Source organism: Ectothiorhodospira marina (assembly GCF_900109495.1).
Taxonomy (GTDB): Bacteria; Pseudomonadota; Gammaproteobacteria; order Ectothiorhodospirales; family Ectothiorhodospiraceae; genus Ectothiorhodospira; species Ectothiorhodospira marina.
Window position 1 is genome coordinate 87,490 of the sequence record NZ_FOAA01000002.1, and the last position, 24,203, is coordinate 111,692.

The window sequence follows — 24,203 nt, forward strand, 5'->3', positions numbered from 1 at the left end:
TTCCATGCCTGAACAGACGTTGACCATTGCCCTGTCCAAGGGGCGCATTTACAAGGACACCTTGCCGTTGCTGGCCCAGGCGGGCATCGAGCCGGTGGACGACCCGGAAACCAGCCGCAAACTCATCCTGGACACCAATCATCCAGAGGTGAAAGTGGTGGTGATCCGCGCCACCGACGTGCCGACCTATGTGCAATACGGGGCGGCCGATGTGGGCGTATCCGGCAAGGATGTGCTGATGGAGCACGGTGGCGAGGGCATCTACGAACCCCTGGACCTGCGCATTGCCCGTTGCCGTCTGATGGTGGCCGGGCATCCCGGTGCGACACAACGGGCCGGGCGCCTGCGGGTGGCCACCAAGTTCGTGAACACCACACGCCACTATTATGCTGAACAGGGCCGGCAGGTGGAGATCATCAAGCTCTATGGTTCCATGGAACTGGCGCCCCTGGTGGGGCTGGCCGATTGCATCGTCGACCTGGTGGACACCGGCAATACGCTGCGCGCCAATGGCCTGGAACCCCTGGAGCACATCGCCGACATCAGTTCCCGTTTGATCGTCAACAAGGCGTCGATGAAGATGAAATCCGCTCGCGTCAAGGCGCTGATCCAGTCGCTGGAGACGGCGGTGTCTCAGGCGGCATGAGCCCGCGCCGGGGTGAAGCCACGGCTCCGGCCTCAGCCAGGGAAGTCCCTGCCCATACTCGACACGTATTGTCCAAGGTACCCATGCAGCACCTGACCGACGACCTGAAGATCATCAATATCCGCGAGGCATCGCCGCCACGGCAGGTGCACGAGGAACTGCCCATCACCGAGGCCGCCGCGACGACGGTTCACGAGGCCCGCCAGGCCATTCAGGGTATCCTGCGGGGCACCGATGACCGACTCCTGGTGATCGCCGGCCCCTGCTCCATTCACGATGTGGAGGCCGGAAAGGACTATGCCCGTCAGTTGAAGGCCCTGCGGGATGAATTGGCCCGGGATCTGGTGATCATCATGCGGGTGTATTTCGAGAAGCCGCGCACCGTGGTGGGCTGGAAGGGGTTGATCAACGATCCCAACCTGGATGGCAGTTTCGAGATCAACAAGGGGCTGCGCCTGGCCCGGGGGTTGCTGCTGGATCTGGCCCGGGAGGGCATGCCAGCGGCCACGGAATACCTTGATCTGATCAGCCCCCAGTATGTCTCCGACCTGGTGGCCTGGGGCGCCATCGGTGCCCGCACCACCGAGAGCCAGGTGCACCGGGAGCTGGCGTCGGGCCTGTCCTGCCCGGTGGGGTTCAAGAACAGTACCGACGGCAGCCTGCAGGTGGCCATTGACGCCATTCGCTCGGCGTCCAAGCCGCATCACTTCCTGTCTGTGACCAAGGAGGGGCACTCGGCCATTTTCTCCACCGCCGGCAATCCGGACTGTCATATCATCCTGCGCGGTGGGCGCAAGCCCAACTACGATGCCAGGAGCCTGGACGAGGCGGCCGAGGCCCTTCAGGATGCCGGCTTGCCCGCCCATATGATGATCGACTGCAGTCATGGCAATAGCCGCAAGGATCCGGCCCGGCAGGTGGAGGTGGCCGGTTCGGTGGCACGGCAGGTGAGCAGCGGCGATCGGCGCATCATGGGTGTTATGCTGGAGAGTCATCTGGTGGCTGGGCGGCAGGATCTGGTCGCCGACAAGCCCCTGGTATACGGGCAGAGCATCACCGACGCCTGCATGAACTGGGACGACACCATTCCCGTGCTGCGCGATCTGGCGGCAGGTGTGCGGGAACGCCGTTCCAAGGCGTCGTAGCCGGAGATATTGTCATGCCAAAGATCAATCGACTGGATTCCACGCAAGCCGACTTCATGGCCCGGCTCGACGAACTGCTGGCCTGGGAAGGGGTCTCCGATGAGTCGGTAACCCGTATTGTCACCGACATCCTGGCGGACGTGCGTCGCCGCGGCGATGCGGCGGTGTTGGAGTACACCGCCCGTTTCGATCGTCTGGAGTGCCGCGATCTGCATGAACTGGAGATCCCCCAGGCGCGGCTTGCCCGGGCACTGGAGGCCATCCCGGGCGAGCAGCGCGAGGCACTGGAACGTGCTGCCGGGCGCGTGCGTGCCTACGCCGAACATCAGAAAATGTCTGATTGGCGCTACACCGAGCCCGATGGCACCGTGCTGGGTCAGCAGATCACCCCCCTGGACCGGGTGGGCCTGTATGTGCCCGGCGGCAAGGCCGCCTATCCCTCATCGGTGATCATGAACGCTGTCCCCGCCAAGGTGGCCGGCGTGCCCGAAGTGATCATGGTGGTCCCCACGCCGGATGGCGTGGTGAATGATCTGGTGCTGGCAGCGGCGGCCGTGGCGGGGGTGGATCGGGTGTTTGCCATCGGTGGTGCCCAGGCGGTGGCCGCGCTGGCCTATGGCACCGAGACGGTGCCGCCAGTGGACAAGATCGTCGGCCCTGGCAACATCTTCGTGGCCACGGCCAAGCGCATGGTCTTTGGCGCCGTGGGCATCGACATGGTGGCCGGCCCCTCCGAGATCCTGGTGGTCTGTGACGGCAAGACCGATCCCCACTGGATCGCCGCGGACCTGTTTTCTCAGGCCGAGCACGACGAGGATGCCCAGGCCATGCTGGTCAGCCCGGATGGCCCGTTTCTCGAGATGGTGGCGGCCGCCATGGATGAGTTGCTCACCGAGATGCCCCGGGCGGAGATTATCCGGACCTCCCTGGCGGATCGAGGGGCGCTGATCCAGGTGCAAGACATGGACGAGGCCGTGCAGGTGGCCAACCATATTGCTCCGGAACACCTGGAGCTGTCGGTGGCCGATCCCGATGCCCTGTTACCGCGCATTCGGCATGCGGGGGCGATCTTCATGGGGCGGCACACGGCCGAGGCCGTGGGTGATTACTGTGCCGGGCCCAATCATGTGCTGCCCACTTCGCGCACGGCCCGTTTCTCCTCGCCGCTGGGGGTATATGACTTCCAGAAGCGCTCCAGCCTGATCCAGTGCTCGGCGGCGGGCGCGGCTGATCTGGGCCGTACAGCGTCGGTGCTTGCCCGGGGCGAGGGCCTCATTGCCCACGCCCGCTCTGCGGAATACCGCCAGGACCCGGACGACAGGCCATGACCGCCACCATGCCAGCAGATCTCATTCGTCCCCAGATCCGGGCCCTGTCCGCCTATCCCGTGCCTTCTTCTCAGGGACTGGTCAAGCTGGATGCCATGGAAAATCCCTACGAATGGCCCGCATCACTGCAAACGGCCTGGGCAGAGCGTCTTTCCACGGTGGCCATGAACCGCTACCCCGATCCTCAGGGCACGCGCCTGGCCCTGGCGCTGCGCCGGGTGATGCAGGTGCCCGAGTCGGCCAGAGTGATGCTGGGCAATGGTTCGGATGAACTGATCCAGATCCTGCTCATGGCCGTGGCGTCCCCCGGTCGGGTGATCATGGCCCCGGAGCCGGGTTTCGTCATGTATCGCATGATTGCCCTCTGGCTGGGCCTGGAATTTGTCGGTGTGCCCCTTAACGAAGACTTCTCCCTGGATCGGCCTGCCATGGAGCGTGCCCTGGATACCCATCAGCCAGCGGTGCTTTTCCTGGCTTACCCCAACAATCCCACCGGTAACCGCTGGTCGCGGCGGGATGTGGAGGCGCTGCTTGACCGGGCGCCGGGTCTGGTGGTGCTGGATGAGGCCTACGGGCCCTTTGCCGATGACAGCTTCCTGCCCGATGTGGGGCGGTTTGAGCGTCTGCTGGTGATGCGGACCGTCTCCAAGCTGGGTCTGGCCGGGCTGCGCCTGGGCTATTTGTGCGGTCCGCCCTCCTGGATGGATGAACTGGAAAAGGTGCGGTTGCCCTATAACGTGAACGTGCTCACGCAGGTGGCGGCAGAGTTTGCCCTGGATCATCACGAAGTGCTGGATCAGCAGGCTGCCGCCATCCGCCGGGATCGTGAGCCCCTGAGCCAGGCCCTGGAGGGGATGCCGGGGGTGACGCCGTTCCCCAGTGAGGCCAATTTCATCCTCTTCCGGGTTCCGCAAGGCAAGGGCCGTCAGGTGTTCGAGGGCATTCGGGATCGCGGCGTGCTCATCAAGGACCTCTCCGGCCAGGGTGGCCTGCTCGCCGACTGCCTGCGGGTGACGGTGGGCACCCCCGAGGAGAATCAGCACTTCCTGAAGGCCCTGGAAGGCTCCCTCGCGAGCGCCACCTGAAGTGTGAGCGGCGGCCCCGGGCTGCCAAAGGACCGTGTGGGAGCGGCCCTCGGCCGCGAAAGGGGGCGCTGGTGGCTTGGGTCCGCCAGCAGCGGAATCAACGCCTTGCCGTCGGTCTCTTCCCCACCTCGGCCCGGCTCTCGAAGGGCTCCCCATCGCGAAGCCCCCTGATGCGCAGGGTTTCGCCGGGCTCCTTGCGGGCGATGAAGTTCAGGGCGTCCTGGGCATCGTTGATGCGGTCACCGTCAATGTGAGTGAACACATCCCCGGGACGGATGCCGGCTCGGGCTGCCGGGCCCGTGCCCAGCACGCCGGCGATCAGAATGCCCCGATTGTTCTCCAGGCCGAAGGATCGGGCCAATTGCGGCGTGATCTCCTGCACCTCGATGCCCAGCCAGCCTCGCACCACCGCGCCCTGCTCGATGATCTGGGTCATGACATCCCGAGCCAGATCCACGGGGATGGCGAAGCCAATCCCCTGTGAGCCGCCCGAGCGGGTGAAGATGGCGGTATTCACGCCTACCAGTTCCCCATGGGCATTCACCAGGGCGCCCCCTGAGTTGCCGGGATTGATGGCGGCGTCGGTCTGGATGAAGTCTTCATAGGTATTGATGCCCAGGCGGTTGCGGCCGGTGGCACTGACGATCCCCTGGGTGACGGTTTGCCCCACGCCAAAGGGGTTGCCAATGGCCAGCACCACGTCCCCCACGCGCAGGTGTCGTGAGTCTCCGACCACAATGCTGGGCAGCGGGCCTTCGCCGGAGTCGATCCGCAGTACCGCCAGGTCCGTCTCCGGGTCTGTGCCCACCACCTGGGCGGGCAGATTGCGACCATCAGCGAGCATGGCCTCGATCTCGTCGGCGCCCTCGATGACATGGTTATTGGTCAGGATGTACCCTTGCGGGCTGATGATCACACCCGAGCCCAGGCTCGTCTGGGTGCGACGTTGCGGGGCGTCGAAACGATCACCAAAGAACTGGCGGAAGACCGGGTCATCCAGGAAGGGGTGGCTGCGTTGTACCACCGTCTTGCGGGTGCTGATGTTCACCACCGCCGGGGTGGCCTGGTCAACCGCATCGGCATAGGACACAGGGCCCTCACCCAATGCGAGCGGGGTGGCCCGGTCGCTCTGGAGTACTTCCACGCGCGGCTGGGGATCCCGCAACAGGCCGGGGAAGAACACCAGCATGAGGACAGCCACGGCCACGCCGACACCGACCACCTGCATCAGAAAGGGACTGATTCGCGTCATGGGGCTACAATAACACAATGCTTATATACGCAGTTTGAAGCGCTGCCCATTACGGAGGTCTCCATGGTTGCCATTCAGGATCTGGTGCGTCACGTCGATGATCTGCTCAACGTGAGCGCCTTCGCCGACTATAGTCCCAACGGGCTGCAGGTGCAGGGTCGGCCCCATGTGGGCAGGCTGGTGACGGGCGTGACCGCCAGTCGTGCCCTGATTGAGGCGGCGATCCAGCGGGGGGGCGATGCCCTGTTGGTGCACCATGGCTACTTCTGGAAAGGTGAGGATGCCTGTGTCACTGGCATGAAACGCGAGCGTCTGCGCCTGCTCCTGGCTCATGACATCAATCTGCTGGCCTATCATCTGCCGCTGGATGCCCATCCGGAATGGGGTAACAACGCCCAGCTGGCGCGATTGCTGGAGTTCCAGGTGGAAGGCTCCATGCGCCCTGACGGCGTGGGCAACTTTGGTCGCCCGCAACAAGCCCTCTCCGGGGCCGAACTGAAGGATCGCATTGCCCGGCGTTTGCAGCGTGAACCCTTGTGGATCCCATCAGGTCCTGAGTCCATCCGACGCGTGGGTTGGTGTACCGGGGGCGCCCAGGGGATGATCGAGCAAGCCGTGAACCTGGGGTTGGATGCCTTCATCACCGGGGAGGTCTCGGAGCAGACCGTGCACGTGGCACGCGAGGAGGGCATTCACTTTTTTGCGGCGGGGCACCATGCCACCGAACGCTATGGACCCAAGGCCGTGGGCGATCATCTTGCGCGAATATTAGCACTTTCGCATGAATTTATAGACATTGATAACCCTGTTTGAAACAATGTGTTACAGATTCGCTTCGAGTTTTCTCTTGACCTCGAGAGCGTCTTCGGGAATGCTACCGCGTTTTGAGTGCCCCGGTGGGTCGAGGGGTTTTAGTGGTAGGCGAGCGTGTGTCTACGCGTTCGGCCAATGCCGGGCGCCCAGCGGCCAGCGGCTTTTTGTTGGAACTCAACGGGAGATCTTAATTAATGTCTTATGAAGACGTGAACCAGAATCGACGGCGATTCCTGGTGGCGGCGACCAGCGTGGTCGGCGGGGCCGGGGTCGTCGGGTTAGCGTATCCGTACCTGTCAACGTGGGCGCCCAGTGCCCGCGCCCAGGCAGCTGGCGCTCCAGTGGAATTCGACGTCAGTCAGGTCGAGCCAGGTCAATTGATCGTGGTGGAATGGCGCGGCAAGCCGGTATGGGTGACTCACAGAACCCCTGAAATGCTGGACATGCTGCCTGAAAACCGTCCCCGGTTGGTGGATCCCGATTCCGAGGTGGAGACGCAGCAGCCTGCCTACGCGCAAAATGAAACCCGGTCCAGAAAGCCGGAATACTCCGTTCTCATCGGCATCTGCACGCACCTGGGCTGCTCGCCGAGCTATCGCCCAGAAATCGCCCCTTCGGATCTGGGAGAGAACTGGAAGGGTGGTTATTTCTGTGCCTGTCACGGCTCGCGCTTTGACCTGGCCGGTCGAGTATGGCGGAACGTGCCCGCCCCCACCAATCTGGTGGTGCCCGTGCATATGTATGTGTCCGACACGCTGCTCGTCGTCGGCGAGGACGAGGAAGGAGTCGCATTATGAGAGGTCTTCTTGAATGGGTCGACGCCAGGTATCCGCTTACCAAGACCTGGAATGAGCACCTGGCGCAATATTACGCGCCGAAAAACTTCAATTTCTGGTATTACTTCGGTTCCCTGGCCGTGCTGGTGCTGGCCATCCAGATCGTGTCGGGTATCTTCCTGACCATGTTTTACAAGCCGGATGCCAATCTGGCCTTTGCCTCCGTCGAATACATCATGCGCGACGTGGAATGGGGCTGGCTGGTTCGTTACATGCATACCACGGGCGCTTCAGCCTTCTTTATCGTGGTGTATCTCCACATGTTCCGGGCCCTGCTCTATGGCTCCTACAAGAAGCCGCGCGAACTGATCTGGGTGATTGGTGTGGCCATCTATCTGGTGCTCATGGCCGAGGCCTTTGCCGGGTACATGCTGCCCTGGGGGCAGATGTCCTATTGGGGGGCTCAGGTGATCGTCAACCTGTTCAACACCATCCCCTTCATCGGCGGTGAGCTGGTGACCTGGATCCGCGGGGACTTCCTGATCTCCGATGCAACACTGAACCGATTCTTCGCCCTGCACGTGGCAGCCCTGCCGCTGGTGCTGATCATGCTGGTGTTCGCTCACATCGTGGCATTGCACGCTGTGGGTTCCAATAATCCGGATGGTGTGGAAATCAAGAAGTTTACCGGTGACGATGGCATTCCCCTGGATGGCATCCCCTTCCATCCCTACTACACCGTCAAGGACATGATCGGCTTCGGGGTTTTCCTGATCCTGTTCTTCGCCGTGGTGTTTTTCGCTCCGGATATGGGTGGTTACTTCATCGAGAAGTCCAACTTCATTCAGGCCGATCCGATGGTGACACCTGACCTGATCCACCCGGTGTGGTACTTCGGCACTTTCTACACGATCCTGCGTGTGATACCGGATCCGTTCCTGGGCGTGCTGTTGATGTTTGGTGCAGTATTGATCCTGTTCTTCCTGCCCTGGTTGGACCGGAACCCCATCAACTCCATCCGTTATCGTAGCGCCATCCACAAGCTCAACCTGGTGACCTTTGGTATTACGTTCGTCATTCTGGGCTGGCTGGGCATGAAGGCGGTCGAGCCCTTCTATGCGGAACTGGGCCTGCGTTTCACGACCATCTACTGCGCGTTCTTCTTCGTGCTGTGGTTCCACAGCAAGCCTAGATCCTTCGCGTTCAGCTGGGGGTCTTTCCTGGTGCTCGCGGCCGGCTATACCTACTGGGATTTCCTGCGTGTTGAAGCTGGCGCGGATCCAACCATGACCATGACCTGGTGGTTGCTGCCCACGGCCTATCTGGCGATCTGCCTGCTGGGGCCCCTGTACACCAGTTTCAACGAGGAAAAGCCGGTTCCGGCGAGGGTGACTTCGTGATGAAAAAGCTTTTGACATGTGCATTTGTAATTGCCTTTGCGGTGCCGGGAGGGGCTGCGTTGGCTGCGGGTCCGTCGGTTCCCGTGGATGACGCCAACATCAACCTGGAAGACACCACCTCACTACAGCGGGGCGCGGAGTACTTCTTCCAGTACTGCATCGGTTGCCACTCCCTGGAGCATGCGCGCTATAACCGTATCGGCCAGGATCTGGGGCTTACCGAAGAGCAGGTGGCGGAGAAGTTTGTCCACACCCGTGATGCTGCCGGTGATCCCACTGGCGTGGGGCAGTTGATCGAGATCGCGATGCGTCCGGATGATGCTGAGGAATGGTTTGCTCAGCCAGCGCCGGACTTGACCCTGACGGCTCGCCATCGGGGGCCGGACTGGATCTACACCGTGCTGCGTAACTTCTACCTGGATGATTCTCGTCCCCTGGGCGTGAACAATGCCACCTTCGAGGCCATGGGCATGCCCCACGCCCTCTGGGAACTCCAGGGTTGGCAGAAGAATGTGGGTGAAGATGGCCACATCGAGCTGGAACTGGTTGAAGAAGGCAAGATGTCGACCGAAGAGTATGATGAAGTGGTCCGTGACATCACCGCCTTCATGACCTACGTGGCCGAGCCGATCCGGATGGAGCGTGAAGCCATGGGGATGTACGTGATCGGGTTCCTGATCCTGTTCACCATCCTGGCCTACCTGCTGAAGAAGGAATACTGGCGCGACGTTCATTGATCGTCATTGCTGGCCCGGGGCAGGGATGCCCCCCGTGTTTGGCGACCGCGCATGGCGCGGTCCGCCTGATGGAGAGCTTCCATGGCGTTAGTCGCCAACCGTAGATCCGTCATGACGCTCTTTTCAGCACCCGCTTGCCCGCGTTGTCACGCGGTGAGGATCGTGCTGGCTGAAAAGGACATCACCGTCGATATCACCCATATCGACACGGAATCCAGACCCGAAGACCTGTCCCATCTCAATCCTTATAATTCCGTGCCCACGCTTGTGGACCGGGATCTGGTTTTGTACGGTACGCAGGTCATACAGGAATACCTGGATGAGCGATTTCCTCATCCACCGCTGATGCCGGTGGACCCCGTTTCCCGCGCCACGGCCCGTCTGGCCCTGTATCGTATCGAACAGGACTGGTATCGGGGGGTGGAGAATCTGGAGGCGGCCTCGGACAAGGCGTCAGCCAATCGAGCACGCAAGATTCTGCTTGAGAGCCTCGTGTCTTCCAGCGAGATCTTTGCCATCAAGCCCTATTTCCTCAGTGATGAATTCAGTCTTGTTGATGCGGCAGTGGCGCCGGTGCTGTGGCGTCTGCCTTCTCTGGGCATCCCCATGGACAAGTTGCCCAAGCCGATGCGGGATTACGCCCGGCGCGTTTTTGCCCGGGAGGCCTTCCAGCACAGCCTGACCGAGGCGGAAAAGGAAATGCACTGATCAACAGGGCCGTACGCGGGGGGTGGCTTTTCGTCACTCGTCGGTGCGAGGATGCCCTGCGACCCATGTCAGCAAGAGCAGCCGAGTTTGAGCCCTACCATGACTTCCAGCCGTCCCTACCTGATTCGAGCCATTTACGAATGGATCGCCGATAATGACATGACCCCCCACCTGCTGGTGGACGCGGCCCCGGAAGTGGTGGTGCCGCGCGAGTACGTGGAGGCAGGACGCATCGTGCTCAATGTGGCGCCCATGGCGGTCAGTGCCCTGAATATCGGCAACGATGAGGTCACCTTCAGTGCCCGTTTCGGTGGGCGCCCCATGAACGTCATCATCCCGGTGGATCGCGTGCTGGCCATCTACACGCGCGAGAATGGCCAGGGCATGATGTTCGCCGAGTCGGGGGATGGGGAGGAACCGCCGCCGGAGGGCGGTGGTGAGGACGGTGGCCCGAGCACGGGAGAATCCGGACCTCAGAAGAAGGGCCCCAGCCTCCGGGTAGTCAAGTAACTCCCGCCCACCGCCCTGTGCGGGTGTCTGTGTGGGAGCGGCCCTCGGCCGCGAAGGGTCTATTCACAACGAAGCCACGACAGCATCCGAACCACGGCGGGGTGGTGTGCCTGGGAGCGGGTGTTCGCCGCAGGGATGCGGCGGTCAAGCCTACAGGGAAGTATTCACGGCGTCCCGCGGACAGGCATACCACCCCGCCGTGGTTCACCCCAGTGCCAACCGAAGGGGATGGTGCGCGGGGTGACCCTTCGCGGCCGAGGGCCGCTTCCACACACACAAACGGCACATCGGGGTGCCCTTCTGGTGGCGGTGCTACTGCGGGGAGGGGGGCACGCCCTTGCCCGGGTTCAGGATCCCCGCCGGATCGAAGGTGGCCTTGATGCCCTCCATCAGGCTGAGCACCTCTGTTCCAAGCTCCCGGCCCACGACATTCCGCTTGGCCAGCCCCACGCCATGTTCGCCGGAGATGCTGCCGCGCAGGTCCAGTACCAGGGTGAACACCTGATCCAGGCAGGCCCCGGCGGCCTTCATCTGGCGGGGGTCGTCGGGGTCGATCAGCAGATTGACGTGGATATTGCCGTTGCCCGCGTGACCGAAGCAGACGATGGTGATGTCGTGCTTGCGACCCAGGGACTCCAGACCCCGGATCAAATCGGGGATCCGGGAGACCGGCACGACCACATCCTCGTTGATCTTCTTGGGCGCAACGCGACGCAGGGCGGGGGAGAGAGCCTTACGGGTGGCCCAGAGGGCCTTGACCTCATCCTCGGAGCGGGCCAGTTCCACTTTCAGACAGCCTTCTCCGCGTGCCGCATCGGCCACCCGCCTGGCGGCCTCATCCAGTCCTGCCAGCGGGCCATCCACTTCGATCATCAGCAGGGCCCCGGCCCCCTCGGGCAGGCGTGCCTGGGAATAGTCCCGGATCATCTCAATGGCCCGGCCATCCATGAACTCCAGGGCACAAGGCACGACCGGTTGCGCCATGATGCGGGAGACGGCCTGGGCGGCAGCGTCCATGGAGCCATACACCGCCTGCAGGGTGCGCTTGGCCTCCGCCAGGGGGGTGAGGCGCAGGGTGGCCTGGGTGATGATCCCTAAGGTGCCTTCCGAACCGATCAGCAGGCGGGTGAGGTCGTAGCCCACCACGCCCTTGGTGGTGTAAACACCTGTGCGCAGCAGGCGCCCGCTGCCGGTCACGGCGGTCAGGCCCAGGGTGTTTTCCCGAGGGGTACCGTATTTCACGGCTCGCGGGCCCGCCGAGTTGTAGGCAAGGTTGCCCCCCACGGTACAGTAAGCCGCACTGGTGGGGTCCGGTGGCCAGAAAAAGCCGTGTTCGGCGGCGGCGTCCTGTACGGCCTGGTTGGTCACGCCTGGCTCCACCACCATCATCCGGTTGTCGGGGTCCACTTCCAGAATGCGGTTCATGCGCTCCAGGGACAGGACCACGCCACCCTGGTCGGGCACGGTGGCACCTGTGGTGCCTGTACCACGCCCGCGGGTCACCAAGGGGATCAGATGGCTACGGCAGGCATCCACCAGGGCCTGGACCTGGTCGGCCTCGGTGGCAAAGGCCACCGCCTGCGGGGGGGCATGCAGGCGTGAGTTGTCGCCCCCGTAGGGCCAGCGATCGGCTGCTTCAGTGAGCAGATTGGCTGCACCAACCGAATCCCTGAGGGCCTTGATGGCCGCCTTGGGCAGCGGCTTGTCCGGGGCGGAAGCGGTCATGTGCGGATGCCCAGGAGTTGCCGGTCGATCAGGTCGCACAGGGAGTGGATGACCACCAGGTGGGTCTCCTGGATCCGTGCCGTGCGCTCCGCGGGGACACGGATTTCCACGTCGCGCTCCGTCAGTAACTCTGCCAGCGGACCCCCATCCCGTCCGGTCAGGGCGATGACTTGCAGGTCACGCTCACGCGCGGCATGGATGGCCTCCAGAATATTGGGTGAGCGGCCAGAGGTGGAGATGGCCACGAGGACATCGCCCCCCTGACCCAGCACGCGGACCTGACGGGCAAAGATCTGCTCGAAGGCGTCGTCATTGGCGATGGAGGTGAGGGTGGAGGTATCGGTGGTCAGTGCAATGGCCGGGAGGCCCGGTCGGTCATGTTCGAACCGGTTGACCATCTCCGAGGCAAAATGCTGGGCATCCGCCGCCGAGCCCCCGTTGCCACAGATGAGCACCTTGTGTCCGCCCAGCAGTGCCCGCAGCATGTTGTTGGCAGCCAGTTCGATTGCCGGTGGTAGCGCATCGGCCGCGGCCTGCTGGGTCTCCAGGGTTTCGGCAAAGGTCTGGCGGATGATGTCTTGCAGATTCATTGAACGGGCTCGGTTGAGTCAGGCGTGTGCCTGGAAGGCATTGGGGATCCACTGGATGCGGTCATCAGCCTCGATGGCGATGACATCGAGACGGGCCGGGCGCTGGCAACCATGGATTTGCAGATAATACGCCGCAGCGGCCAGGATGCGCCGCTGTTTGCGGTGATTGATGCTGGCGGCGGCCCCCCCGTAGCGGGTGGATCGGCGCTGGCGTACCTCCACGAAGACCAGGCTGTCCCGATCCTCCATGACCAGGTCGATCTCGCCCACCTTGCAACGGAACTGGGCGCGGAGGAACCGCAACCCCTGTGATTCCAGATAGGCCCGTGCACGGGCCTCGGCCACATCACCCTGGGCCCGTCGGTTCACCATGCTGCGTCGCCCAACGGGTTGATCAGCGCGTTGCCGACACCTATCACCCGCGGTTCCCCCTCGATGAAGCGGGCCCAGTTCAGTTCGCGGATGATACGCCGTTGCTCGTCCAGGTGCAGCCGGCCGGTCAGTCCCTGGTGGTATTCGCCCGGGCGGTGGGCCAGGTGTTCTACCAACGAGCTGACCTGCAGGGCATCGAAGCCCAGGGCAACCAGTCTCGGCAATTGCCGAGAGATGTTCGAGAGTTGGTCATCCAGGGTTTCGCGCAGTTCCGGGCGAGGATTGGCGTGGTCCAGCAGCCAGGGGATGTCGGCGAAGACGATCCCGTTCAGGTCGGCATCGGCGCGGGCATCGGCGTGACCGGAGTAGATGTGTGATGTGGCGATCACCGGCAGGTCACCCGCCTGATAGTAGCGCAATTGCGGTCGAATCAGGCGAGCCTGGCGGGGGCCCCCGGAGAGGAAGATGACATCCACGTCGCTGCGGTAGCGGGGTTCCTCCCGGTCCGCCTCTCCGTCCTGCGATGGGCGGCGTCGATGTGTGGGGCGGGTGTCGCGGATCTGTAGTCCCTGGATGATGGTGTCGCTGTAATCCGTGGCCTCGGGGGCATAAAACTGCACATCACGCACCAGGCCGCCCAGTGCCTCGTAACGCGCTTCAAAGGCACGATGCAGACGGTCGCCCAGTTCGGTGCGGGGTACCATGACCACCGCATCCTGATGACCATCCAGCACCGCCCGTTCCGCCGCCTGGATGGCTTCATCCTCAGGGTTGAGCCCGAATTGATAGAGGGTGTCCGGGTAACTGTCGCGAGTCTCGGCCCGATTCAGCGCCAGCACGGGCACCGGTAGTGAAGATTCCCGGGCAAAGCGGTTCACCGCGGAGCGCTCCAGAGGGCCGATGACCAGGCTGGCGCCGGCTTCCACGGCCTTTTCGTACTGTGTCCAGTTTGCTTCCGGCTGGTCACCTGTGTCGTATACCCGCAGCGTTGTGCGTTCCTCCCGCGGGGTGTCGTAGTAGGCGGCCACGATGCCCTCAAGGATGGCGTTGGCCGAGGATCCGAATCGTCCGGTCAGCGGCAACAGCACCGCCACGTGATCCGGGTGCCGTGAGTAGGCGGCCCATTGCTCTCGCAGGCGCTCCAGGAAGAGCGGGTCGGCCGGATGGTCCTGGTGGCGTTCACGCCACGCATCCAGGGCCCTTTCCAGGGCGCGTGGACTGGGGGGCGTGGTCTGCGCCACATGCCCCAGGTCCAGCCAGCCCCGAGTGGCAGGCGAGCGCGCCTGCTCCCTCAGGGCCTCGAGGGTATCCCGGTCCCGTTCCTGGATGAGCGCCCAAAGTCGTTCGTATATTTGTTGCTGATGGTCCTCATCCGGCTGGCGTGCTCCCAGGGTGTCCCAGGTGTTCACTGCCTGTATCCAGTCCGCCCGGGCGGCATGGGCACGGGCCTCCACTTCCAGGGCCTGGCGGGCCAGGTGATCCGGCAGGGCACCGGGATTTTCCGGTAGCCTCTGGAGGGCGGTATCGGGATCCTCCTCCAGCCATGCCAGTCGTGCCGCCAGGATGTCCAGGCGCGCGGGCTCGTCACCTTCCAGACGGCGTGCGTCGATCTCTTCCAGTAACTGCCCGGCCCGGTCCCGCTGGGCGGGGGGGGCGTCCTCCCGGGTGAGAATCTCCAGTGCCTCCAATTGAACGCGCGCACGGGGTGTGGCTCTCAGGCCCTGTGCGATCTCCAGGTAAAGATCCGCTGCTTGCTGGTACTCCTGGGCCTCTTCAAGGGCTTGCGCCTGGGCCAGGCGGTCCTCGGCGTCGTCCATGGAGCGAGGGATGCCAGCGCAAGCGGAGATCAGCAGCATGATGACCAGCAGCATGGTCCCGGTTCGTGCCCCACGCCAGAGGGCACTTGCCCGGAGGGTGTTTCCGTGGAGGGCCTGGCCGGGGTGGGGTTGTCTGTCCATCAGTGATCCACAGGGTCGCATTGGGCGGGTGGCCGAGCCTTCCCGGCGCGCTTGTGCCGGGTTAGACTGACGTATTGTTTTCATGGGAATGTCAGTATCTTGGCCGAGGTCCAGTGTGTCAATTGAGGGTGGGGTGCTCCATGTGGTGGCCACGCCCATCGGAAATCTGGGGGATCTGTCCCCGCGCGCCGTGCAGGTGCTCGCCGGTGTCGACCTGATCGCAGCCGAGGATACCCGCCACACGGCCGGGCTGCTCGCCCACTGCGGGGTCCAGACGCCCCGTGTGAGCCTGCATGAGCACAACGAAGACCGACAGGTACCGGCCCTGATCCAGCGGCTCATCCAGGGAGAATCCCTGGCCCTGGTCAGTGATGCCGGCACCCCGTTGATCAGCGACCCGGGTTTTCGGCTGGTGGCGGCTGCCCGTGCCGCCGGCATTCGGGTAGTGCCCATCCCCGGTCCCGCCGCCCTGATCGCGGCCCTGTCGGCCAGTGGTCTGCCCTCCGACCGTTTCTGGTTCGAGGGGTTTCTACCCGCCCGCGCTCAGGCCCGTCGCCATCGCCTGGAGGCCCTGGCCGCGGTTTCCGGCACGCTCATCCTTTATGAGTCCAGTCATCGCATCCAGGGCAGTCTGGAGGATATGGCTCAGACTCTGGGCGGGGAGCGTCGGGCGGTGGTGGCCCGGGAGTTGACCAAGACCTTCGAGCAGATTCAGGGGGGGCGCCTGGACGACCTGTGCGTCTGGCTGTCCAGCGACCCCAACCACACCCGGGGTGAATTCGTTGTGCTGGTCACGGGGGCCCCGGATGCACCCGGCGAGGCCTTGACGGCTGAGGCACGGCGGGTGCTGGCACTGTGTCTGGCGCAGATGCCGGTGAAGCAGGCGGCGAAGCTGGCGTCTCAGATCACGGGCGCCCCCAAGAATGATCTCTATCAGCAGGCCCTGGCGCTCAAAGGGAAGGCATGATGTCGACTCCTCATCCCTTGCCTCCGGCAATGGCTGATGATGGATGTTCATGCCTCTTGAAACTATCCAAATTTACAGTATGATGGGACCTGGAGTTGGCCAGACAGTCGCTGCGGACCCCACGTCGCAGAGGAAAGTCCGGGCTCCACAGGGCAGGGCGCCAGGTAACGCCTGGGCGGCGCGAGCCGACGGAAAGTGCCACAGAAAACATACCGCCGATGGTCCCCGCCTCCGGGCAGGGGCACAGGTAAGGTTGAAAAGGTGCGGTAAGAGCGCACCGCGCGGGTGGTAACACGCCGTGGCAAGGTAAACCCCGTCCGGAGCAAGGCCAAATAGGGGTGCATTGGTGTGGCCCGCATTGCACCCGGGTAGGCTGCTAGAGGCGTGTGGTGACGCGCGCCCCAGAGGAATGATTGTCCACGACAGAACCCGGCTTACCGGCCGACTCCCCTCATTTTCCCTCCGGGGGCCTCCCGGCCCCCACTTTTCCCCACCGCCCCTTGTCTAAAAAAAGCTCGATGAGCCAAGCTCATGGAGCCTTTTTCGTATCCTGTTTTCAGAAGTATCCTGCAACCAACTGACAAATATTGAAACCCTTCATGCAAGCCCCGGGTTCCCTCATTCCACCTGTGAAGGTTTTTGTAAGTATTTGTGACGCAAGTATAAATCTTCATGTCCGCGCCGGGCTTTTCCCTTGACACCCCCGCGAGGCCCTACCTATAGTGTAAAAAAGTGGGGAAACGTGGGGACCGGTGGTATGGGTGCGTGCTTCCAGGCACAGGCCCGTATGTTCCCGTGACTCCGTCGCCACCCCTGCCGGTGGCGATTCAATGGGCCCGGGGCTGTCGTGTTTCGAGGGATCACCAACCTGAATCTGGATGCCAAGGGGCGTATGGCGATGCCGGCAAGGTATCGTGACCGTCTGATGGAATCCTGTCAGGGGCGTTTGGTGATCACCATTGATCGCGATGGCTGTCTGCTGGTGTATCCGCTGCCCGAGTGGGAGCGGATCGAGGAAGCCCTTGTCTCCCGCCCCAACATGGATCGCAAGACGCGCCGTATGCAGCGTCTGCTCGTCGGTCATGCGACTGAATGCGAGCTGGACGGGCAGGGGCGCATCCTGCTTCCAACGCCCTTGCGCGACTACGCCGGCCTGGAAAAACGTGCCGTGCTCGTGGGCCAAGGCAAGAAATTCGAATTATGGGACGAGGATGCCTGGACACGTTGCCGGAATGCCTGGTTGCAGGAAGAAGATGAAGATGGTGATCCCAGTTCGGCCCTTGAATCCCTCGTCCTTTAATGGGGGCGCGTCCGCCCCCGACAGTCATCGACCCGTTTTGCTGGAAGAGGCCCTGGCAGGGCTTGCGGTGCGGGAGGACGGCATTTATGTGGATGCCACCTTCGGGCGCGGGGGACACAGTGCGGCCATCCTCGAGTGTCTGGGGCCGGCGGGGCGTTTGATCGCGCTGGACCAGGATCCACAGGCGCAGGCCGTGGCCAGCCAGCGTTTGGGTGCCGAACCACGCTTCCAGTTTCTGCGGGGGTCATTCGCCAATCTGTCCGATCTGCTGGAAGGGTGCGGCGTCCTGGGGCGGGTGCAGGGGTTGCTTCTGGACCTGGGGGTTTCTTCGCCCCAGCTCGACGATGCCTCACGGGGGTTCAGTTTCATGAAGGATGGCCCGTTGGACATGCGCATGGATCCGGAACGGGGTGAATCCGCAGCCCAGTGGCTGGCCCGTGCCGAAGAAGGAGACATCGTCAAGGTCTTGCGGGATCTGGGTGAGGAGCGTTTCGCCCGGCGTATTGCCCGGCGTCTGGTGCAGGCCCGTGAGGAGGCCCCCGTGGAGAGGACCGGGCACTTGGCGGAATTGATCAGCGAGGCCGTGCCACGGCACGAGCGCCACAAGCATCCGGCCACACGCAGCTTCCAGGCCATTCGGCTGCATGTGAATCGGGAACTGGAATCCCTGGATGCCTGCCTTGCGCAGATTCCCCAGGTGCTGGCCCCGGGTGGGCGCCTGGCGGTCATCAGTTTTCATTCCCTGGAGGATCGTCGTGTCAAACGTTTCATCCGTCGTCAGGTGGAAGGTGAGCCCGTCCCCAGGGGCTTGCCGGTCCGCGACCTGCCACCCGGCCGTACGCTGCGTCACGTGGGTAAGGCGCAGCGATCCGGCGAGGCTGAACTGGCTGTGAACCCAAGGGCTCGCAGTGCCGTGCTGCGTGTTGCCGAGCGCCTGTCATGAACTGGCAACTCACCGGCCTGGCGATCCTGTTCGTGGCAGTCATGGCCAGCGCCCTGGCCGTGATTCACAGCAAGCATCAAAGCCGGGTGTTGTTCATGGAATGGCAAAGGGAAGTCAATCTGAGGGATGAATTGAATGTTGAGTGGGGGCAGTTGCAGTTGGAACAGAGTACCTGGGCCACCCATGGTCGGATCGAGGAGGCGGCGAGTCAGCGGCTGGACATGCGTCTGCCCGATAGCCGCACGACCGTGATCCTGCTGGAGTGACGATGAAAGAGGAAACCACAGGGGTATCCCGCTGGCGGCGCCTGGTGGTGCTGGGTGCGCTTGTGCTCGGCTTTTCCGCCGTGCTCGCCCGCGGCGTGGATCTGCAGGTGGTGCAGCAGGATTTCCTGCGCGGCGAAGGGGATGCCCGACACCTGCGCGTGGTTTCCCTCCCGGCCCACCGGGGCATGATCATGGATCGCGAGGGTGAACCCCTGGCGGTCAGTACGCCCGTGGATACGGTCTGGGCCAACCCCCAGGAGGTTCTGGAAGAGCCGCAGCGCCTGACGGAGGTGGCCCGGGTGCTGGGTTTGGAGCCGGCCGCTCTTCATCGGCGGGTGTCCGATCGGGCCGATCGTGAATTCGTCTACCTGCGTCGCCACGTGACGCCCGATGTGGGGATGCAGGTATCCGAGTTGAACGTGCCGGGCGTGGCGCTGCAGCGTGAGTACCGTCGCTATTACCCCATGGGAGAGGTGGCTTCCCATGTGCTGGGTTTCACCAATATCGACGACCAGGGGCAGGAGGGTATCGAGCTGGGCTACAACGCATGGCTGACCGGTGAGCCGGGGGCCAAGCGGGTGTTGCGTGATCGCTATGGACGGGTGATCCGTGACGTGGAAAACATCCGGCCGGCGAACCCCGGGCAGGATCTGCGCCTGACCATCGATCAGCGGCTGCAATACCTGGCTTATCGGGAGCTCAAGGCGGCGGTGCATGCCCACGGTGCGCGGGCAGGATCAGCCGTCATCCTCGACGCTCATAGTGGCGATGTACTGGCCATGGTCAACCAGCCCTCCTATAACCCTAACAACCGTGACACCCTGCAGGGGGACCGGTTTCGCAACCGTGCCGTCACGGACCTGATCGAGCCAGGGTCCACCATCAAGCCCTTTACCGTGGCCGCTGCCCTCGAGTCGGGGCAGTTTCAGCCAGAAACCCTGCTGGAAACCAGCCCCGGCACCCTGCGTGTGGGGCGACACACCATTCGTGACATTCGCAATTATGGCCTGATCGACCTGTCCACCCTGCTGGTCAAGTCTTCCAATGTGGGCGCCAGCAAGCTGGCCATGGCCATCGAGCCCCAGCAGTTGTGGGAGACTCTCTACCAGGTGGGCTTCGGTCGGGCCACCGGCAGCGGTTTCCCCGGGGAGGCCGGTGGCACCCTGCGCGATTTTCTCTATTGGCGCGAAGTGGATCGGGCCACTCTGGCCTTTGGTTACGGGGTGTCCGTATCCGTGCTGCAACTGGCCCGATCCTATGCCGCCATCGCCAATGAAGGGATGATGCCCGAGCCTCGTTTCGTGCAGTCCCAGGACTCCCGTCCGGGGCAACGGGTCATGCATGCCAGCACGGCCCGCGCCCTGGTGGACATGCTGGAGGCCGCGGTGTCCCCCGAGGGCACCGGCGTGCGGGCGCGCGTGGAGGGTTACCGGGTGGCGGGCAAGACCGGCACGGTGCGTAAATCCAGCGCTGGCGGTTACAGCGAGGGGCGTTACCTGTCCCTGTTCGCCGGCATGGCGCCAGCCAGCAACCCCCGACTCGTGATGGTGGTGATGGTGGACGAGCCCAGTGGTGATCAATACTACGGTGGACAGGTGGCAGCACCCGTGTTTTCCAATGTGATGCGGGGCGCCCTGCGCCTGATGGACATCCCGCCGGACGACCTGCCCGAATTGCGTTCCGTGTCCGGCCCCGGCCAGGGGCACCCGGCATGACCCTGCGCGGCGCTTCCCACCCTGCCTGGCGCCTGTCGGAGCTTCTGAGTCCGCATGTGAGTGTGCCCGCGGAATGGGATCGAGAGATCACCGGCCTGTGTCTGGACAGTCGCCGGGCTCAACCCGGCGAAGTCTTTTTTGCCCTGGCCGGTCACGACCATCATGGGCTGACCCATGCCGCTGAAGCCATTCGCCAGGGCGTGGCAGCGGTGGTCTGGGAGCCTCTCAAGGGGGTCAGCGCGCCCCACCTGGGGGATGATGTTCCCTTTATTCAGGCACCGGACCTTCGCCGCTACCTGGGCCAGGTGGCGGCACGCTTTCATGGGCATCCGAGCCGATCCATGAAGGTGGTGGGCGTCACGGGTACCGATGGAAAGACCTCGGTGTCGCAGATTCTGGCGGCTGCCCTGGATAGCGAAAGCGCACCCTGCGGAGTGGTGGGAACCCTGGGCTGTGGTCGCTGGGGTGCGTTGCGTGACCCGGGGTTGACCACGCCTGACCCGGTCACCCTGCATCGGTGGCTGGCCGAGTTGAGCGCTCAGGGCATTCGCCAGGTGGTGATGGAGGTCTCCTCCCATGCCCTGGCCCAGCACCGGGTGGCAGGCGTGGACTTCGACCTGGCCATCCTGACCAACCTGGGCCACGATCACCTGGATTATCATGTGACCGCTGCCGCCTATGGCGAGGCCAAGGCCAGGCTGTTCGAATGGCCGGGCCTGAAAACGGCGGTGCTCAATCTGGATGACCCCTTCGGCCAGATGCTGGTCGGTCGCATTGAAGGTCACGTGCCGATTCTCGGCTATGGCCTGCGGCCCGATCCGGCAGGGCGGGATCATCTGCAGGCCTCGGATCTGCACCTCGGGCCCGAGGGTGTGCGTTGTCGGGTGCATACCCCCTGGGGCGACGGCGAACTGGAAACCCGGCTGCTGGGCCGGTTCAACGTGTTGAACCTTCTGGCCGCCCTGGGCGCGTTGCTCACTCTGGACGTCACCCTCTCCGATGCCCTGGAGCGCCTGTCGCGCAGTCCGGTCATCCCCGGGCGTATGGAGTGTTTCCGTGGCAGCCATGGGCCCACGCTCGTGGTGGATTATGCCCATACCCCGGAGGCTCTGACTCAGGCTCTGCAGGCGGCGCGGGACCATTGCAGCGGGCATTTGTGGTGCGTGTTCGGCTGCGGGGGCAACCGGGACCGGGGCAAGCGCCCCCTCATGGCCAGGGCCGCCGAGCGGTATGCGGATCACGTGATCCTCACCAGTGACAATCCGCGATGGGAGGATCCCCTCACGATCATTGAGGAAGTGAGTCGTGGCTTTGCTCGCCCCGATGCGGTGCACATCGAGGTGGAAAGGGACGCAGCGATCCGTCATGCCTTCATGCAGGCCGGATCCCGGGATATGGTGCTGGTGGCCGGTAAGGGCCACGAAACCGGACAGGTGGTGGGCAGCGAGGTGCGACCCTACAGCGACCGGGATCTGGCCCTGGCCCTGACCGGGGGTGGCGCATGATGCGGCTCTCGCTTCAGGAAGTGGCGGCCCTGTGTGACGGCAGCCCGAGCGGCGGGAATGTCATCGTGACAGGGGTGTCGACGGATAGCCGCCAGGTATCCGGGGGATCGCTGTTCGTGGCCTTGCAGGGGCCGCGCTTCGATGCCCATGAATTCATTGACGCCTCCCTGCCGGCCGCCGCCGTCATGGTGAATCGTCCCGTGGTGTCCGGGCACCCCCGGATCCGGGTGAAGGATACCCGTCTGGCTCTGGGGGCGCTTGCCGCGGGGTGGCGCCGTCGTTGCCCGGCCGAGGTGGTGGCCCTCACCGGCAGCAATGGCAAGACCACGGTCAAGGAGATGCTGGCCGCCATCCTGCAGCAGGCGGGAGATACCCTGGCGACCCAGGGTAACCTGAACAACGAGATCGGCGTGCCCCTGACCCTGTTGCGTCTCTCCATGGAGCACCGGTTCGCGGTGATTGAGATGGGGGCCAACCACGCGGGGGAGATCGCTGGCCTCACCGCCCTGGCAGGCCCTCGGGTGGCGCTGATCACCAATGCCGGTCCGGCCCATCTGGAGGGCTTTGGCAGTCTGGAAGGCGTGGCCCGCGCCAAGGGCGAGATCTTCCAGGGGCTGGGCACCGACGGGGTGGCAGTGATCAACGCCGATGATGCCTATGCGCAGTTCTGGATGGGCCTGAATGCGGGGCGTCGCACGCTGCTGTTCGGCAGCAGTGAACAGGCACAGGTGCGGGTGGGGCAGGGCGCCGATGGCAAGGCATGGATTCGTCATGAAGGTGCGAGTGTGTGCCTGGACCTGGCCCTGCCGGGGGCTCATAACCGCCTCAATGCCGCCGCCGCCGCCGCGGCGGCCCTGGCGCTGGGTCTGGATCTTGACACCATCGCCGCCGGGCTGGCCTCGCTGGCCCCGGTGCCCGGGCGACTCATGCGGCGCACCGGACCGCATGGCATCAACATCATTGATGACAGTTACAACGCCAATCCGGCCTCCACCCGTGCCGCCGTGGACATGCTGCTGGACGAGCCCGCGCCCCGGATCCTGGTCCTCGGCGACATGGGTGAGTTGGGGGGGGACGGTCCCACCTTGCATCGCCAGACCGGTGAATACGCCGCCGCCCGGGGGATTGATCGACTGCTGGCGGTGGGCCCGCTGTGCCGCCACGCGGTGGAAGGTTTCGGGGCAGGCGCTACCCATTTCAAGGATCGGGAGGCCCTGATCCATACCCTGCAAGCAACCTCGGGTGAGGCCGGGACAATCCTGGTCAAGGGATCGCGGGGGCAACGCATGGAGCGCATCGTGGAAGCATTGATCACGCCGGATGAGCGGCAAGAAGAACCATCGGGGAGCCAAGAGCATGCTGCTCATTCTGTTTGAGTATCTGAGCCAGTACTACACCGCACTGAGCGTTTTCCAGTACCTGACCCTGCGTGCCATCCTGGGCGTGCTCACGGCGCTGCTGATCGCCCTTTGGGTCGGGCCCACCATGATCAAGCGCCTGACCCTGTACAAGGTGGGCCAGCATATTCGTGACGATGGCCCCCAGACCCACCTGGGCAAGGCGGGTACGCCCACCATGGGCGGGGCGCTGATCCTGGTGGCCGTGGCCGTCAGTACCCTGCTGTGGAGCGATCTGGGAAACCGTTTTGTCTGGATCGTGCTCATCGTCACCCTCCTGTTTGGGTTAATCGGCGGCATCGACGATTACTTGAAGCTGCGTTACGGCAACAGCCAGGGGCTGTCGGCCCGCAAGAAGTTGCTGTGGCAGTCGGTGGTGGCCTTTGCCACGGCGATCCTGCTTTTCTACACGGCGCAAAACCCCATCGAGACCACCCTGATCATGCCTGTCTTCAAGGATGTGGCCATCGATCTGGGGCTGTGGTTCATCCCCCTGGCCTGGCTGGTGATCGTGGGCTCAAGCAACGCGGTGAACCTCACCGACGGTCTCGATGGCCTGGCCATCATGCCCTGCGTGCTGGTGGCGGGAGCCCTGGGCGTATTTGCCTACGTCTCCGGCCATGTCGTCTTCGCCGACTACCTGGGTATTCCTTACGTGCCTGGCGTGGGGGATCTTGTCGTCTTTTCGGCCGCCCTGGTGGGGGCTGGCATGGGCTTTCTGTGGTTCAACGCCTATCCAGCGCAGGTCTTCATGGGCGATGTGGGTGCCCTGGCCCTGGGGGCGGCCCTGGGGGTGCTGGCGGTGACCACCCGTCAGGAGGTCGTGCTGGTGATCATGGGCGGCGTCTTCGTGGTGGAGACCCTGTCGGTGATCCTCCAGGTGGTCTCCTACAAGCTCACAGGGCGGCGCATCTTTCGCATGGCGCCGCTGCATCATCATTTTGAACTCAAGGGTTGGCCTGAGCCCCGGGTGATTGTCCGTTTCTGGATCATCACCGTGGTGCTGGTGCTCATCGGTCTGGCCACCCTCAAGATCCGCTGATGGCGGTGTGGACGTGACGAAGG

Annotated in this window: 23 protein-coding genes and 1 other RNA gene; 19 read left to right on the forward strand and 5 right to left on the reverse strand. The window is 63.8% G+C overall.

All coding sequences use genetic code 11. The features are described 5' to 3' along the window. Positions 1-4: 4 nt before the first annotated feature. The 4 genes from hisG (at position 5) to hisC (ending at position 4,204) form a co-directional block, all read left to right on the forward strand. A complete protein-coding gene (hisG, locus tag BMY52_RS02985) occupies positions 5-646 on the forward strand; it encodes an ATP phosphoribosyltransferase (protein WP_090250754.1) in 642 nt (213 codons plus the stop codon). A gap of 83 nt (positions 647-729) precedes the next feature. Continuing rightward, a complete protein-coding gene (locus BMY52_RS02990) occupies positions 730-1,791 on the forward strand; it encodes a 3-deoxy-7-phosphoheptulonate synthase (RefSeq protein WP_090251131.1) in 1,062 nt (353 codons plus the stop codon). A gap of 14 nt (positions 1,792-1,805) precedes the next feature. Then, positions 1,806-3,119 carry a histidinol dehydrogenase gene (hisD, locus tag BMY52_RS02995; protein ID WP_090250757.1) on the forward strand — a complete coding sequence of 438 codons (1,314 nt, stop codon included), beginning with the start codon at positions 1,806-1,808 and terminating at the stop codon, positions 3,117-3,119. Further along, complete coding sequence (gene hisC, locus BMY52_RS03000; RefSeq protein WP_090250759.1) at positions 3,116-4,204, forward strand: histidinol-phosphate transaminase; 1,089 nt, start codon at positions 3,116-3,118, stop codon at positions 4,202-4,204. Before hisD ends, hisC begins: the two co-directional genes overlap by 4 nt. A 97-nt stretch (positions 4,205-4,301) precedes the next feature. Here hisC and BMY52_RS03005 read toward each other — a convergent pair whose 3' ends face one another. Continuing rightward, complete coding sequence (locus BMY52_RS03005; RefSeq protein WP_090250762.1) at positions 4,302-5,456, reverse strand: Do family serine endopeptidase; 1,155 nt, start codon at positions 5,454-5,456, stop codon at positions 4,302-4,304. 63 nt (positions 5,457-5,519) lie between these two features. On the opposite strand from BMY52_RS03005, the gene BMY52_RS03010 reads away from it, so the two are divergent. The 6 genes from BMY52_RS03010 to BMY52_RS03035 all read left to right on the forward strand — a co-directional run bounded on the left by BMY52_RS03010 (position 5,520) and on the right by BMY52_RS03035 (position 10,400). Further along, a complete protein-coding gene (locus BMY52_RS03010) occupies positions 5,520-6,269 on the forward strand; it encodes a Nif3-like dinuclear metal center hexameric protein (protein WP_090250764.1) in 750 nt (249 codons plus the stop codon). A gap of 194 nt (positions 6,270-6,463) precedes the next feature. Beyond that, positions 6,464-7,066 carry a ubiquinol-cytochrome c reductase iron-sulfur subunit gene (gene petA, locus BMY52_RS03015; RefSeq protein WP_090250767.1) on the forward strand — a complete coding sequence of 201 codons (603 nt, stop codon included), beginning with the start codon at positions 6,464-6,466 and terminating at the stop codon, positions 7,064-7,066. Beyond that, complete coding sequence (locus tag BMY52_RS03020) at positions 7,063-8,445, forward strand: cytochrome b (protein ID WP_090250770.1); 1,383 nt, start codon at positions 7,063-7,065, stop codon at positions 8,443-8,445. The genes petA and BMY52_RS03020 overlap by 4 nt, the downstream gene beginning before the upstream one ends. Beyond that, complete coding sequence (locus tag BMY52_RS03025) at positions 8,445-9,182, forward strand: cytochrome c1 (protein ID WP_090250773.1); 738 nt, start codon at positions 8,445-8,447, stop codon at positions 9,180-9,182. Before BMY52_RS03020 ends, BMY52_RS03025 begins: the two co-directional genes overlap by 1 nt. An 81-nt stretch (positions 9,183-9,263) precedes the next feature. After that, the gene (locus BMY52_RS03030; protein WP_090250775.1) at positions 9,264-9,890 is read left to right on the forward strand and encodes a glutathione S-transferase N-terminal domain-containing protein; all 627 of its coding nucleotides are present in this window, start codon (positions 9,264-9,266) and stop codon (positions 9,888-9,890) included. Between the two features lie 99 nt (positions 9,891-9,989). Continuing rightward, the gene (locus BMY52_RS03035) at positions 9,990-10,400 is read left to right on the forward strand and encodes a ClpXP protease specificity-enhancing factor (RefSeq protein WP_090250778.1); all 411 of its coding nucleotides are present in this window, start codon (positions 9,990-9,992) and stop codon (positions 10,398-10,400) included. Between the two features lie 312 nt (positions 10,401-10,712). Here BMY52_RS03035 and BMY52_RS03040 read toward each other — a convergent pair whose 3' ends face one another. From BMY52_RS03040 to BMY52_RS03055, 4 genes are read right to left on the reverse strand one after another with little or no spacing between them, the layout of a single operon-like run. Beyond that, on the reverse strand, positions 10,713-12,125 hold the full coding sequence (locus BMY52_RS03040; RefSeq protein ID WP_090250780.1) for an FAD-binding oxidoreductase: 1,413 nt from the start codon (positions 12,123-12,125) through the stop codon (positions 10,713-10,715). After that, a complete protein-coding gene (locus BMY52_RS03045) occupies positions 12,122-12,715 on the reverse strand; it encodes a phosphoheptose isomerase (RefSeq protein WP_090250783.1) in 594 nt (197 codons plus the stop codon). The genes BMY52_RS03040 and BMY52_RS03045 overlap by 4 nt, the downstream gene beginning before the upstream one ends. A gap of 18 nt (positions 12,716-12,733) precedes the next feature. Continuing rightward, positions 12,734-13,087: a YraN family protein gene (locus tag BMY52_RS03050; RefSeq protein WP_090250784.1), complete on the reverse strand. Its 354-nt coding sequence runs from the start codon at positions 13,085-13,087 to the stop codon at positions 12,734-12,736. Beyond that, complete coding sequence (locus BMY52_RS03055; RefSeq protein ID WP_177169822.1) at positions 13,081-14,958, reverse strand: penicillin-binding protein activator; 1,878 nt, start codon at positions 14,956-14,958, stop codon at positions 13,081-13,083. The genes BMY52_RS03050 and BMY52_RS03055 overlap by 7 nt, the downstream gene beginning before the upstream one ends. A 175-nt stretch (positions 14,959-15,133) precedes the next feature. Here BMY52_RS03055 and rsmI point away from each other — a divergent pair, with 175 nt between their 5' ends. The 9 genes from rsmI to mraY all read left to right on the forward strand — a co-directional run bounded on the left by rsmI (position 15,134) and on the right by mraY (position 24,180). Further along, entirely contained in the window at positions 15,134-16,012 is an 879-nt protein-coding gene (rsmI, locus tag BMY52_RS03060) for a 16S rRNA (cytidine(1402)-2'-O)-methyltransferase (protein WP_090250790.1), read from the forward strand. A gap of 91 nt (positions 16,013-16,103) precedes the next feature. Further along, positions 16,104-16,465, forward strand: an RNA gene (gene rnpB, locus BMY52_RS03065) — RNase P RNA component class A. A 394-nt stretch (positions 16,466-16,859) separates the two neighbouring features. Beyond that, positions 16,860-17,312: a division/cell wall cluster transcriptional repressor MraZ gene (mraZ, locus tag BMY52_RS03070; RefSeq protein WP_090250794.1), complete on the forward strand. Its 453-nt coding sequence runs from the start codon at positions 16,860-16,862 to the stop codon at positions 17,310-17,312. Continuing rightward, positions 17,272-18,255 (forward strand): 16S rRNA (cytosine(1402)-N(4))-methyltransferase RsmH, encoded by a 984-nt coding sequence (gene rsmH / locus BMY52_RS03075; protein ID WP_090250796.1) that lies wholly within the window; start codon positions 17,272-17,274, stop codon positions 18,253-18,255. Before mraZ ends, rsmH begins: the two co-directional genes overlap by 41 nt. Beyond that, the gene (gene ftsL, locus BMY52_RS03080) at positions 18,252-18,521 is read left to right on the forward strand and encodes a cell division protein FtsL (RefSeq protein ID WP_090250799.1); all 270 of its coding nucleotides are present in this window, start codon (positions 18,252-18,254) and stop codon (positions 18,519-18,521) included. The genes rsmH and ftsL overlap by 4 nt, the downstream gene beginning before the upstream one ends. Positions 18,522-18,523: 2 nt before the next feature. Further along, entirely contained in the window at positions 18,524-20,236 is a 1,713-nt protein-coding gene (locus tag BMY52_RS03085; RefSeq protein WP_090250801.1) for a peptidoglycan D,D-transpeptidase FtsI family protein, read from the forward strand. Next, entirely contained in the window at positions 20,233-21,741 is a 1,509-nt protein-coding gene (locus tag BMY52_RS03090) for a UDP-N-acetylmuramoyl-L-alanyl-D-glutamate--2,6-diaminopimelate ligase (protein ID WP_090250804.1), read from the forward strand. Before BMY52_RS03085 ends, BMY52_RS03090 begins: the two co-directional genes overlap by 4 nt. Continuing rightward, a complete protein-coding gene (locus BMY52_RS03095; protein ID WP_090250807.1) occupies positions 21,738-23,117 on the forward strand; it encodes a UDP-N-acetylmuramoyl-tripeptide--D-alanyl-D-alanine ligase in 1,380 nt (459 codons plus the stop codon). Before BMY52_RS03090 ends, BMY52_RS03095 begins: the two co-directional genes overlap by 4 nt. Beyond that, positions 23,098-24,180, forward strand: coding sequence for a phospho-N-acetylmuramoyl-pentapeptide-transferase (gene mraY / locus BMY52_RS03100; RefSeq protein WP_090250809.1), 1,083 nt, complete (start codon positions 23,098-23,100; stop codon positions 24,178-24,180). The genes BMY52_RS03095 and mraY overlap by 20 nt, the downstream gene beginning before the upstream one ends. Positions 24,181-24,203: the final 23 nt, after the last annotated feature.